Below are 13883 nucleotides of genomic sequence, written 5' to 3' on the forward strand. Positions count from 1 at the left end.
GAAAAGCAATATTTCAAAGCTTCACAGAAAACTAAGGTCATATAATTAAACCCTTTTAACCTCACAAAAAATTTAAGGGTTACGCCCCTTAAATTATTTGTGAGGCGAGCAAGCGATAGCGCGCTTAGATTTAAAGCAAAATCTCAATTTCCCCTGTCCATTTTCTTGACATAGTATCAGACCGATAAAAGGATTCCGACAAATATACCCAATTTCCCAAACAATCCAAAACCGTAACCATAAAAAATAATTGAACAGATTACCGATTGCATTAAATAGTTTGTGAGCGATAATTTTCCGATTGGAGCAAAATAATAGTTCATTTGCGTTTGATAGCGGCAATATAGCCATGCAAATAAGGCAATATAACCAATCGCTAACACATATGTCCCTATCGAATAAATAAATAAGCTATACGGCGTGTCAAAAATAATGATTCCCTTTAGCAAGAACCCGACTGGTACAAGCAGCGCCACTTTTTTATATGTCCCAGTGCTATTTTCTAGCTGTAATAATGCGCCACTTTTCGCCATGCCCATCCCGAACAATATAAATGGACCTACTGCAAGAAAACTTATGCCAACATAGAAAAGCCAGCCAATTGGTAGGATAAATAATAGTGTAAAGCCACCCTCTACAATAAATTCACCTAATCGTTGCGTCAGTATTTCTGCATATGTACCATCCTGATAAATCATGATTTCCGCTGCCGTTAAAGGCTTTACGAGCTGTATAAAACTGCTGCCAAGTAAGGCTCCTACACAGAGGATTACTATCAAAATGAAGCCCCAGACAAAATACGTTTTCACATGGCGCTTTAAGAAAAATATTAATAAAATGAAAAGAGTCGAACCATATGTTAATAAAACGTCTCCTTCCCATACAAGTGCAATATGTATAGCCCCTAATACGGATAAGCCAACTGCCCGTCGAAACTAACTACATTTTAAAAAGAGTGTGTTTTTAATATAAATATTTCTTAAGAAATTAGTCTTGAAATAGTCAGAAGAAATCAGATTACTGTAAATTCATAGATTAGATTGTTAATTTATTGGTATATAAAACAATTTATTGCAATAATTATGAAACTATTCTTCATTACATTCGTATAGTAATAATGACATAAAAGAAGGTGAGAAATTGACAGTAGAACGTGTGGAACTGATGGACGCATTAAGGGGATTTTCGCTAATCGGAATTTTAATAGCAAATATGCTTTATTTCCAATTTGGTTCATCAGGAGTAGAAATTATAGAATCGGCGAATGGGCTTAATAAAGTGAGTTATTATTTTGTGAAAATTGTTGTGGAAGGGTCATTTTATCCGATTTTTGGTTTTGTATTTGGTTATGTTTTGATAAAAATGATTGAATCACGAGAGGCTTCGGGAGTAAAGTCGATTTATCCCCCACCAATCTGAAATTATTTCTTTGACTAGATCAAGATACTTTCTATTTCTCTCTTATGCTTATTCCTTAGAGAAAAGGAGATTATATGAGAGGAACAATATGAAAACATGTTAATCGTTGATATTACTCATTTGGACTACCTAAAAATTGCCCTTTGCAAAGATTTCAAACTTGTGCCTTAGTCTAAGCCACTTCATTGATTGAACATAGCCTATAGTATATCAATTGAAGGGAGCTAAAAAATGGTAAATCCAATGCGTTTTAATGAAGGACGCCGATTTTCTCCAGGTATGAGGCCATTTTTTCCAGGTGTAAACCCGTTTTTTCCAGTAGGGAGCCCATTTTTTCCAGGTATTAACCCGTTTTTCCCAGTAGGAAGCCCATTTTTTCCGGGTATTAACCCGTTTTTCCCAGTAGGGAGCCCATTTTTTCCGGGTATTAACCCGTTTTTCCCAGGTATGAGGCCATTTTCCCCTGGTTTTGGGAATCAAAGGTTTCCACGTTTCCCTAGATAGCTATCTCTATCCTTTAACCAATTATATAAAGGTACTGGGAGTTATTTAAATGATGTTCTTAACACTAAAGAAAAAAGCATCCTCAAAAGAGAACACTTTTATATTGTTTGCCATTAAATTACTCGCTGAATTTAGTAAGTCTTAGAAACCTTTTTCACTTAATCTTGGAACTACATGATTTTTTAGATGCGCTAGAGAAAATAGGGAAAATCGATATCATTGTTATTAACCACACTATCTGCATTTTCTTGAGGGCTATGCTCCTTTAAATAAAGGTCTGAGGCAACGTGATACCTATTCAAGAACATTGCCTCTGCTTTTTCATAGCTTCCAAATGCAATCGTCTCTCGTTTAGCGCCTCTTTTTCTAGCTATCTCAAAATCTGTTTGTACAAAAATCTTATAATCCCAAAGTGATACTAGCTCTTTTTTTAATACAAACGTTCCATCAATAATGAATATGGAATGTTTATTTGCAATCTGCTGTTCAGGATTAACATACTCATCTTTTTCTAAATCTAGTGATATTGTTTGATAATAAAGATTACCTGTCGGCCCTAAAGGAGTTAAAAGTTTCTCTTTAAATGCTTGATAATCATGAGCATCCTCATAGTACCCTACAGCTGAATCATTGCCTTTTCTGTATCGAAGGGCTCTAGGGTTATGAAAATTATCAATACTCGTCCGTATTACTTCCTTGTTATTTGAACGAAGTTCTAGTGCTAGTTCGTTTGCCAGTGTTGTTTTACCAGATGCTGTGATACCACTTACGGCTACTCTTATGGGATGATTTAGATTTAATTTTAAGATTCTATTAGCTAATTCATTAATAATTTCACTTCTTCTCATATATGGACCTCACCATTCTAGGTATTGTTTTAATTCACATTTATTATATCTGTCTCACATATTATTTCCAACTTATTCGTTGTATCGCCTATTTTACCTTTCGTTGTTAACTGATGATGTCAATTCTCTTAAATTAACCGTGAATGCCGATGATTCACTGTTAGTAATTTATTCTAACAATTGTGGTGCCAGTTGTTTCTGCGAAAAACGTATTAGAAAATAATCTAAATATGGTGAGTTTTATCAGAAAGACCCAGAACATAACTATGTATGTTGTAAAAAAGAAAATAGCGAATATTGTACGCCCAGTTTGATCAAATATAATACTAGAAAAATTAAATATCAGTTTTAACTATCATTCCTTGCGCCATACACATCCAACAAACTTTAATCTATACTGGTACAAATGCAAAAAATAAGGACATAGCAGATCAGGAAGATTGCTATGTCCATTTAGCTCAAAAGATGGTAAGAGATGCTGCAGCTATTTTTGATTCCATCGTAAAAACACTATAAATTGCTTACATAATTTTAAAGTTGTGGAAATTTCCGCCGCTCTGATATAAACACACACAATTAAAATTCGTAATTAAACGTTGTTATATCAACGTTACTTCGAATCATCCATCTTCAACACAGCAGCCATAAACGCTTTCTAATTCATAATCGAATTTTATTATATTTTCTTAACTTCTAAAAACTCTCATAAACTATGAATTTATAAGGTTTCTCTAACTTATTTTGCATTAATTCAAATTTTCACAAAACAAAGTAATTTTTTATCTTTCGTAAGCAAAATGTCAGCAAGATATTATTTTTTATTAATTGTACAAGCATTGTTACTGATAATTAAAATTCGATGCTTTTTACTCGCGTTATGATATCGATTTTTTTCCACCCAATCTGAACTTCGCCCCAATTGTAAAACAACGTTGTACAATTGGAGGTGCAGTTCATTTTGGAGTGGTCTTTTAGTGTATTCAATTAGCCGCTGTTGAATTTTTCTTGTATACCTTGATGTCTTTTTTAAAGGTCATTTTTCCTGTTTGCCCGGGTGCTCAAGCCCTTTGAAAGTTTAAATAATATTCCCATTTAATTCATTTTGTGAACGAATTAAATTATGTTCAAGGTATATGATTCATCCTCTAATCTTTGGTAATTTCGCAACCATTTAAGTTTAAAAAACTAAATGTCTTGTATGAAGGATATTTCGGCCTTTCTGCTAAATTGAAATTATTTTTCTGGTTTACAGATTTTACCCTTAAGTTCAACTATTACTTCTTGAATGGTCTTTATGTTTTTACAAATAGATAGAATTATTACAACCTCTAAACAAGTATTAATATTAAAAGTTGAAGGAATTATATGTGCTCTACAATCAACATTGGTTATTTCACATTTAATGTCGGTTTCATCTGGGGCACATATGACCACTGTTTCTATTTCTGAAAAAGGAAAAATTCGTTTAAAACATAATTCCTCTTTTTGATTAATAAATTCAACGCAAACATAACCTTCTGTTAAAATATCTACTCTTTTTAGCAAAATTATATTTCCCAAATCGTTTACAAATTGGATATTTTCTCTCTTATCTGAACATGTCAATTCTTTACAGGTAACTAAACATTTCCCCAAAAAAGAGTTGCCATGACAATCTGATAAATAACATTTCGTCTTCTTTATATCCTTAAATAAATTTAAATTACATTCATCATTTGGGTAAAAATGAAGCATTATTTTCAAATCTCCACAACAACTACCCTCATCGTCATTTTTTCTATTACATTGAACTTCTATCGACTCAAGGTGTTTAAATGTGGCTGAAAATGAGCCTCCTTCGAATATTTCTGCTTGTTTTTCTCCATTCACAAATACAGATAATCTTTTCACATTTCCCATATTAAAATTTATGCAGATGGAGCCTCCAATTTGTTTAATCCCGTAGGATGACCACAAAGTAGATTTTTCTCCATACGGTATACAAAAATCACAACAAATAAAATCGTCAAATCGATTTTTGTTCCTCATTTTTATAATTTCCTTTAATTTTATAACAGTAGATTTACATATCCAATCAAATACTCGTGGTACTTTGACACAATGATTTTCGTGGTCTTTATTTAAATGCATCTTCTTTAGTCCCTTTCTTAAATGGATACTTTTTATATCCTATGTCTTCGCTTTTAAGAAGGAAACAAATGTGTTCAGATTTAAACTAATCCTTTCGTACTTAATCAAGTATTCTAAAAAATTACAATTTGCTATCCCTCTAAAAAATCTCTCCATTCTTCAACTACAGGAGTCCAAACAATTATAAAGATATAGCATTAAATATAATGAAAGTTCATATTATGATAGGTTGGAGGTGAAATGATTTAATGTGTCAAAATTCAATTTCAAATGGATCTTTCAGTTGTTGTGACTCTAAAAATTTTGTACAGGATCAAGTCTGTAATACTTTCACAGTTGCTGGTGACGATGTAGCAGGGGCAGAAATTATTTATGCTACAAATTCAAATGAAGTTATTTATTCATCTGGATTTATAAAAAACATCGGTAACTTTCCCATTACTGTACAATTTGTAAAAGGGGCAGACCCTGTTAATGGAACAGGTGGTACTATTGTAAGACAATCGGTTGTCCCAATTGGAGGAGCCTTTACTTTTACTATCTCACGTTTTGATACAATCCGGGCATTTGCCACTGGAGCTACACCAGCTCTTCCAGCTGCTGGAGAATTTTGTATTACTCCTCGTTATGAAATTGGTTAAAAGAATTAGTAAACATAAAACAATTATTTTGACTAGGGTCACTTCCAACAATGTGACCCTTCAATGTTTTTTCAACCCAGTGTTCAATAACTACTCAGCCTGATGAATAAATTTCTTAGCTCATCTAAGTTACAATACTTCTGTTGAATATCTGATACTTTCTAAGTTTAAATACAATTGAATTAATCACTAATTTCTCTGCATGATTACCTCGTATTAATAATTTTTTTCTTTTCATTTTTTTAAAGTGAAGCATATGATGCAATAATGGACTTATCTAGAAGGAGGGATGGAAAATAAATAACAGTAAATGGAATTCGAGTCAACCAAATGATTCCCTTGAGATTTATGCAGCCAAGTTGGCCTATGTAGGCTTAGCTATTACTACACTAGGAAATGGAATTCAAACAATAGCTGCTGGTCTAACGTTAGAGGCTTTAAGAAAATCCAATACCTCAAATTCTCAAAATGACATGGATCAATCCATGCAGAAAGATAATATGCAAAAACAGATCAATTATCTTATTAACGAATTAAAACAAGTAAAAAAAATTATCAACTAATGTACATACAATATTTCTACAGCTTAACTGACATACAAGAAATAATTACACATGGTCTAACTATCATTAATGAAGCTTTATGAAGTATTAATTTAGGTGAGATGCAAAGTAACTATTTTTTAATGATTGACCTGCAACCAAAAATGACCAAACTTCAAATGAAATTAGATAAAATAAGTTTTTAAAGTCTTTAGAAACAGAAAGTGATCCTTTTTTTACAGAGTTTTAATATTTTAAATCTACTTCAAAGGCAATACACTTGATAAACATGACTTTGACGTCATATAAATAGTAATGTAAAGCTAAATCTTTACTCCTCCAAAATCCTTTCTAAGGGTCACTCCGCCTAAGTGACCCTGTTTTATATCATTTTCACCTCTTACTGAAACTCTTTCGAAAAACCTCGAACTTTTCATCAACTTCAATATATATTTTGAAACTTTTCATTACTTAAAAACGTAAATGAAACTAATATTAAGGAGGTTATTATCTTGTACGAACATAAATTCGTGAAAATTCAATTATCTTCATTCAAACTAGCTCCTGAGGAAGATTATCATAAAGTTGTTTATGATTATGAAAAAGAAGGTTGGGAGTTAGTACAAATTTTTGCGCCAGGAACAAAAGGTACCGGCTTTCCTTCTTTTTTTGAACTAATATTTAAACGTAAGAAAGATTAGGGGAATAAGGTTTCACTACCTTATTCCTTCTCTTTATTACACACTTTCTTTCGTATGTGTTTGCGGCTTATTATGGCAAGATATTGATTTTAACGAAAGTACACTCACAGTTGAGCGTGCAATGGTGAATTCTAAGGGGAAATGGATACTCGATTCAACAAGAACGAAATCAAGTGAACGAACTATTCCACTTGGTCCAACAATTATTAAATTGCTAAAAGAGCATCATTTTTGGATTAAGAAAAATAAATTATTTTATGGACCAAATTATATTGATAGTAATCATGTTTGTGTAAAAGAAAGTGGCGAACTTCTTACGCCCAGTAGCATGAAATATAACACAAGAAAATTACAAGAATCACTCGAAATCCCGTTTAACTTCCATTCATTACGACTTACGCACGCCACAATGTTAATGGAAAACGGAGCAAAAATAAAAGACATCTAGGCTCTTCTTGGTCATAGCCGATCCGTAATTACTATCGACACTTATCCGCACCACACAGAAAAGATGCAAAAAGAATCCGTCGATATTTTCGAACAAGCACTGGATGATATTCAATAAAAACTTGCCGATCAGTTGTCACTGATCGGCAAGTTTTTTTGCAAGCAAAATCGTTTCGCTGGCAAAACAGGTGTTGGATTTTCTTTCCAATCGCTCAACCCGTTGATATGCCTACTATTTGCTATCGTCCATCTTCAATACCGCCATAAACGCTTCTTGTGGGACTTCGACTGAGCCTACTTGTTTCATACGTTTTTTACCTTCTTTTTGTTTATCAAGAAGTTTACGTTTACGAGAAATATCCCCACCGTAACATTTTGCTAAAACGTTTTTACGAATGGCTTTAATCGTAGAACGTGCTACAATTTTTTGTCCAATTGCTGCTTGAATTGGTACTTCAAATTGTTGGCGTGGGATTAATTCTTTTAATTTTTCAACGATGACTTTACCACGATCGTACGCAAAATCACGGTGAACGATAAAGCTCAGTGCATCAACTTGCTCTGCGTTTAATAAAATATCCATCTTCACAAGTTTTGAAGGCTGATAGCCAATAAGTTCATAATCGAATGAAGCGTAGCCTTTTGTATTCGATTTTAAATAGTCAAAGAAATCATAAACGATTTCTGATAAAGGCATTTCATAAATAATGCTCACACGTGATGTATCAATATAATCCATTGTCATGAAATTACCACGCTTCAATTGACATAGCTCCATAACAGCACCTACATAATCGTTCGGTACCATAATTGTTGCTTTTACATATGGCTCTTCCACTCGGTCAATTTTTTGAGGATCTGGCATAAATGAAGGGTTATCAACGTTAATTGATGTACCATCCGTCATATGCACATGATAAATAACGGAAGGTGCTGTTGTTATAAGATCAATGTTAAATTCACGCTCAATACGCTCTTGAATAATTTCCATATGGAGAAGCCCTAAGAAGCCACAACGGAAACCGAAGCCAAGTGCTTGTGATGTCTCTGGTTCATATTGTAATGCAGAGTCATTAAGCTCTAGTTTTTCTAATGCTTCACGTAAATCATTATATTTAGCTGTATCGATAGGGTATAAACCACAATAAACCATTGGATTTAAACGGCGATAACCAGCTAATGGTTCAGCGGCTGGACGATTAGCAAATGTAACTGTATCCCCTACTCGAGTATCGCCCACATTTTTAATGGAAGCTGTTAAATAACCTACGTCACCAACTGTTAACTCATCCTGTGACACAACCTTTGGTGTATGTACCCCAACTTCCACTACTTCAAAGTCTGCTCCTGTCGCCATCATACGAATCTTATCGCCAGCTTTGACAGTACCATTGACCACTCTAATAGAAATGATAACACCTTTGTATGCATCATAAACTGAGTCAAATATAAGGGCTTGTAGCGGTGCGTCGGGATCACCCGTTGGTGCAGGTACCTTTTCTACAATCTGCTCTAAAATATCCTCAATACCGATTCCCGCTTTGGCAGAAGCTAATACCGCTTCAGATGCATCTAAACCGATTACATCTTCCACTTCTTGACGTACGCGTTCTGGATCTGCTGCTGGTAAATCAATTTTATTGATAACTGGTAAAATTTCTAGATCATTATCAAGTGCTAAATAAACGTTTGCTAGTGTTTGTGCTTCAATACCTTGCGCTGCGTCCACAACTAAAATGGCACCCTCACAAGCAGCTAAACTACGTGATACCTCATATGTGAAATCGACGTGTCCTGGAGTGTCGATTAAATGGAATGTATACACTTCGCCATCTTTCGCTTCGTACTTTAATTGGACTGCATTTAATTTAATCGTAATGCCTCGCTCACGCTCTAAATCCATTGAGTCAAGGAGCTGTGCTTTCATTTCGCGGGAAGTTAATGATTTCGTTTGCTCTAAAATACGGTCAGCAAGCGTTGATTTCCCGTGGTCAATATGTGCAATAATAGAGAAATTTCGTATATTCTCTTGTCGTTTTAAACGTGCTTCTCGGTTCATCTTTTCCACTCCTAATTAAACTATAATGCATTATACTATGAACGTTATGCAAAGTACAACAACAGATAGAAGGCAAATCCCATCATATCAACACTTTATAGGTTTTATCGTATTTTTGAACTGTGCGAGGTAATGCTAAACTTGGGGCGAATTGAGGCTAAAAAATATTGCTTGTCAGCATGTAGTTTGGATTAGATAATCTTGAAAATGTAATGTAAATTAACTAAGAAAGTCCTTTAACATTACAAGCTCATAATACTTAAAGGTTAAAGGACCCGCTGAGAAAACGATGCACATTAAAAAGAAGAGGCTGTCGGGAAAGAATAAATTCTCGATAGCCCTATTCTTTTATAGTATATATTTACTGTAAATATGTTCTTTTATTGGGTCTCATCAAAATGCCATTCTTCTTATCACAAAAGAATTATCGTAAAAAGACTTTCTGACACCTCTACAGCTTAAGACTTAATTAACCATCATATTCGATTATATTTTTAAAATACAATATTTCACAAAGATATTAACTATTTTGTTTCAAAGGCTTATTGTAATATACCATATTTATTTTTTATTCGATCTAGTTTTTCTCTGATCGGTTTAGCAAGCATTAGAAGAAAAATCACATTAGAAATAGCGTAGATTATCATAAAGGGGACTGCTGAAGTTAGTGCCAGTGCGTAGGCTTCCCAGCTGAAAACACCGTACATGGATATTGTTCCCCAAATGTCCATACCAAACGAAAAGAAGATACCTGCAAAAATACCAAACAAAATAAGGGGAATTTTTTTATGCATCATACCCGTTTTACCTAATAATCCAGCAATAAAACCTATCATTCCCCACATAAACATTTGAAACGGTGTCCAAGGGCCTTGTCCAAAAAACATATTCGAAACTAATGCAGACATTGCCCCTGTTAAAAATCCTGCTTCCGCTCCAAGTGAAAACCCGGTAATAGCTGTAATAGCTGCCACAGGCTTAAAGCCAGGAGTAACAACAAATAAGGCACGACCTGCCACTGAAATAGCTGACATCACTGCTATTACTAAAATTTCGCGTGGCTGTGGCTTCCTACGCTCAAATGACAGGAAGAATGGGACACAAGCTAAAATCATAATAACAATTGAAATAAAATAATATTTTCGATCAGCAAATATTGTAATACCAGCATATAAAGTAAGTGGAATTAAAACTAGGATGACAATAAGTGACATAATTAAATGAATGTTTCTTTGCATAGAAATACTACATCCTCACATGTAATGGCATTGCTTAATAGATCTCTTGATATTCGATGCGCAGCAGTTGTATAAAAATTGTTACCACTATAAAATGCACGGGGCTCTCCCTCAGATACGATACTACCATCGAAAAATAGGGCACATCTATTGCTGTATTGTGCAGAAAATTCAATATCATGTGTCACCATAATAATTGTCATACCTTTAGCTTGTAAATCTTTTAATATTACTGCGAGTTCTTCCTTTGCATGTGCATCAAGACCTTTTGTCGGTTCATCTAACAGCAAAATTTTAGGCTCTATTAATAAAAGCTTTGCAAGTGCTAGCTTTTGCTGCTCACCACCACTTAAATCATACGGGTGTCGATTGAATAAATGAGTTAAATTAAACAATTGAACAGTTTCTTGGATTTTTGCTTCTGATACCTTATGTAAATGAGCCATATCATCTAGCTCTTGACGCACCGTTTTTTGTACAAATAATGTTTTCGGATTCTGTGGTAATAATGTTAAATATTGTTGATATAATTGTTTATTACTGTAGCTTTTTATTGGCTTACTAAATAAAAATACTTTGCCATGATAAGGCTTTTGTAATCCAGATAAAATAGCAAGAACTGTGGATTTTCCAGTGCCATTTCCACCGATTATCGTTATAAATTCCTGCTCCTTCACCTGCAAATTAAAATGATGGACAATATCCATACCGTTCTTTTCATAACGAAAAGCAATATCCTTTGCCTCTAAAACAATATCTGTTTTAGTTTGAGATTTTGTAGTAAGTGTATGCGAAGAAGAAAAGTTATATTGCTGATTACTAAGCCAGCGTTGTCCCTCACGAATAGTAAGAGGAATCGGTCCTATACCGTTCAGTTGGTGGTAAATTTTCGTAGCTGTTGGTAGTGCCGTAATCATGGCGTGATTTGCTGGTAAAGTCTTTAAAATTTCCTTAGGCGGACCATCAAATAATATACTGCCCTCATCCATAATAAGTACACGATCTGCAAGTGTGAGTACTTCCTCGAGACGATGCTCAATTAAAATAATCGTAATACCTAATTCTTTATTTAAACGATGCAGTGTTTGAATGAACTCCAATGCCGCTATTGGATCTAATTGCGATGTTGGCTCATCTAGCAACAGCAATTTTGGTTGCATCACCATAATAGATGCTAAATTTAATAATTGCTTTTGACCACCAGAAAGCTCGGTTGTTTTATGATGAAACCATTTTTGAATACCGAAGAAATTGGCCATTTCTGCAACCTTGCGTCGAATTATTGGTGAATCTATCCCTAGGCTTTCTAGTCCAAAAGCTAGCTCATGCCATACTTTATCTGTAACAATTTGGTTATCAGGATTTTGAAATACATAACCAATGTCTGCAGCAGCAACTTCAGCATTTAGCTGCTCCAAGTCACAGTCTTTGTAGAAAATAGTACCTGTCATCTCTCCATGTGGACGCAATTCTCGCTTGAAATGGCGCAGTAATGTACTTTTTCCACAGCCTGATTGTCCTATTAGTACTATAAACTCACCTTGATGAATATTGAGATTAATATTTTTTAATATTGGATTTACTTCATTAGGATAAGTAAAGCTTATATTGTTGATTTTAACGATCGCCATTTTAACGCCCCCCTGATTTCGATTGCTAATGGAATAGAGAGTAGGATGAAATAGCTGCTATAAAAAAGAATGCTTACGATATCCCATTTAACCGCTCCAAAAGTTGGATAAAAATAAAATGTTGTTGTGCCCATAAAACTCGCAGCTAAATTACTCAGAAAAAGCAATATAATGATAGCTAAAACGTAGCCGTCCCGACGCTCAAAAATAAAAAGAGAAAAGGTGGTTCGCTTTTTAACACCGTAGCCACGAGCTTTCATAGAATCGGCCGTATCAATGGCATTATCCAATGCCCAAGTAATCAAAATAGATAAAATACGCACTGTACATTTGATACGATGCCATAATGAGCCAGATGTATAATCCATTCCGATTACCTTTTGCGCTTGAACAATTTGTGCAAGCTGATGCTTAAAGCGCGGAACTAAACGTAATGAAATCGACAATGTTAGCGATAATGCTGGTGACACTTTTCCAAACAAATAAATAAACTTATCTGATGTCATCATGACATTATAGCAGCTAAACCATAGCATAATAGCTACAATCATTGTGGCTATTGCGATTCCGTACATAATTGCCTCTACAGTAAGCGCATTGCCATTTATATAAAGCAATACAAGCTGCCCGTTATGACTAATCAATGGATTAATAATCGCCATTAAGAAAAACAGAGGTACATATAGCTTCCAGTCTTTTAAAAAATGCTGTCTGCGTAATGCTATATTTAAGCTTAACGCTGAAAAAATGGTAATAGCTAAATAGACTGGGTGCATAAAAAACATGGATAGACCGATAGCAGCAACAAAAAACGAAAAAAGTACAGTAGGGTGAAACGTTTCAAATGCCTTCATTAGTTACCATCCCAATAATGTCCTAAGTCACGACCTAAATCGACTGTATAGTTCCATTCAATGACATCGCCATCTTTTAATACATATTGGCTACAGCCATAATTCGGATAAACACCGTTTACTTTATACATCCAACCACTTAATTCACCAGCACTAAATTCATACAAATGATTAATCCCCTCAACATAAACACTGTTATAAATATTTTCGTTGGCTCCTTGATATTCCATTTGAATTTTATGCTCCTTCGTTGCACGCTGCAGCACATCCCAAACAGTTTCCTTCTCTGATAGCAGCTCGTATTTTGTTGCCTTTAAAATAATCCCGTTCTTCGGTACATATTTTTCGCTTTGTAAGGAGGGGTCTAACTTATCCCAATGCTTTAGTAATGTATCAACACGTATCGCAATTGTTACAGTACGTTTTAGAGGTGCTGGCTGTTGCTGCTTTTCGGTTTTTGGAACTGTATTTGTTGTTTGTTTATCATCAGCTTGCTTAGGTGTTGTTTTTTCAGTTTTTGAACTTGGTGATTTAGTGACTTCTTGCTTTTTCTCATCTTCTTGTTTTGGTTTTTGCTTTACTTCATTTGTTTCTTGCTGTGTTTTTTGCTCTTCTATTGTTTGCTGGAGCTCTTTGTCATTTTCCTTGAGTAGAGCCTTGTCATCTACTTCTGTCTCCTGTAATTTCTGCTTTTCCTCAGTAGTCTCATTTTCTACTGAGGAATTTTGTTCTTGTGCAGAAGTAGGTCGAGGGTTAACGCTTCGTTCCTGCTCCTGCATTTGCTCAAATTTCTCAACTGTTTGAATATTACATGCTGTTAAAAATATAGCTAACAGCGCTACTAATAAGAAATGTAAACTTTTTTTCAT

General features: G+C 34.4%; 12 protein-coding genes. 4 read left to right on the forward strand and 8 right to left on the reverse strand.

What is annotated here, in order from left to right:
* Nucleotides 1–176: 176 nt before the first annotated feature.
* A complete protein-coding gene (locus ACQKIM_RS12415; RefSeq protein ID WP_427544168.1) occupies nt 177–779 on the reverse strand; it encodes a DUF418 domain-containing protein in 603 nt (200 codons plus the stop codon).
* Nucleotides 780–1140: 361 nt separating this feature from the next.
* Between ACQKIM_RS12415 and ACQKIM_RS12420 the strand changes: the two genes are divergently transcribed.
* The gene (locus tag ACQKIM_RS12420) at nt 1141–1419 is read left to right on the forward strand and encodes a hypothetical protein (protein WP_427544171.1); all 279 of its coding nucleotides are present in this window, start codon (nt 1141–1143) and stop codon (nt 1417–1419) included.
* 695 nt (nt 1420–2114) lie between these two features.
* On the opposite strand, the gene ACQKIM_RS12425 is transcribed toward ACQKIM_RS12420, so the two are convergent.
* Nucleotides 2115–2771 (reverse strand): hypothetical protein, encoded by a 657-nt coding sequence (locus ACQKIM_RS12425; protein WP_427544173.1) that lies wholly within the window; start codon nt 2769–2771, stop codon nt 2115–2117.
* A 1233-nt stretch (nt 2772–4004) separates the two neighbouring features.
* Nucleotides 4005–4901, reverse strand: a complete 897-nt coding sequence (locus ACQKIM_RS12430; protein ID WP_427544176.1) for an S-Ena type endospore appendage — start codon at nt 4899–4901, stop codon at nt 4005–4007.
* A 248-nt stretch (nt 4902–5149) separates the two neighbouring features.
* Between ACQKIM_RS12430 and ACQKIM_RS12435 the strand changes: the two genes are divergently transcribed.
* The 3 genes from ACQKIM_RS12435 to ACQKIM_RS12445 all read left to right on the forward strand — a co-directional run bounded on the left by ACQKIM_RS12435 (nt 5150) and on the right by ACQKIM_RS12445 (nt 7233).
* A complete protein-coding gene (locus ACQKIM_RS12435; RefSeq protein WP_427544179.1) occupies nt 5150–5542 on the forward strand; it encodes a DUF3992 domain-containing protein in 393 nt (130 codons plus the stop codon).
* A 1054-nt stretch (nt 5543–6596) separates the two neighbouring features.
* Complete coding sequence (locus ACQKIM_RS12440) at nt 6597–6785, forward strand: DUF4177 domain-containing protein (RefSeq protein WP_427544182.1); 189 nt, start codon at nt 6597–6599, stop codon at nt 6783–6785.
* 22 nt (nt 6786–6807) lie between these two features.
* Nucleotides 6808–7233 (forward strand): tyrosine-type recombinase/integrase, encoded by a 426-nt coding sequence (locus ACQKIM_RS12445; RefSeq protein ID WP_427544329.1) that lies wholly within the window; start codon nt 6808–6810, stop codon nt 7231–7233.
* A 231-nt stretch (nt 7234–7464) separates the two neighbouring features.
* Here the strand turns inward: ACQKIM_RS12445 and lepA are convergent, their stop codons facing one another.
* The 5 genes from lepA to ACQKIM_RS12470 all read right to left on the reverse strand — a co-directional run bounded on the left by lepA (nt 7465) and on the right by ACQKIM_RS12470 (nt 13883).
* Complete coding sequence (lepA, locus tag ACQKIM_RS12450) at nt 7465–9291, reverse strand: translation elongation factor 4 (RefSeq protein ID WP_427544185.1); 1827 nt, start codon at nt 9289–9291, stop codon at nt 7465–7467.
* 542 nt (nt 9292–9833) lie between these two features.
* Nucleotides 9834–10529 carry an ECF transporter S component gene (locus ACQKIM_RS12455; protein WP_427544188.1) on the reverse strand — a complete coding sequence of 232 codons (696 nt, stop codon included), beginning with the start codon at nt 10527–10529 and terminating at the stop codon, nt 9834–9836.
* Nucleotides 10508–12160, reverse strand: a complete 1653-nt coding sequence (locus tag ACQKIM_RS12460) for an ABC transporter ATP-binding protein (RefSeq protein ID WP_427544191.1) — start codon at nt 12158–12160, stop codon at nt 10508–10510. Before ACQKIM_RS12460 ends, ACQKIM_RS12455 begins: the two co-directional genes overlap by 22 nt.
* Nucleotides 12133–13014, reverse strand: a complete 882-nt coding sequence (locus ACQKIM_RS12465; RefSeq protein WP_427544194.1) for an energy-coupling factor transporter transmembrane component T — start codon at nt 13012–13014, stop codon at nt 12133–12135. The genes ACQKIM_RS12460 and ACQKIM_RS12465 overlap by 28 nt, the downstream gene beginning before the upstream one ends.
* A complete protein-coding gene (locus tag ACQKIM_RS12470; protein ID WP_427544197.1) occupies nt 13014–13883 on the reverse strand; it encodes a DUF4430 domain-containing protein in 870 nt (289 codons plus the stop codon). The genes ACQKIM_RS12465 and ACQKIM_RS12470 overlap by 1 nt, the downstream gene beginning before the upstream one ends.

Origin of the sequence: Lysinibacillus sp. NPDC047702 (genome assembly GCF_050272555.1) — a bacterium.
Lineage (GTDB): Bacteria > Bacillota > Bacilli > Bacillales_A > Planococcaceae > Lysinibacillus.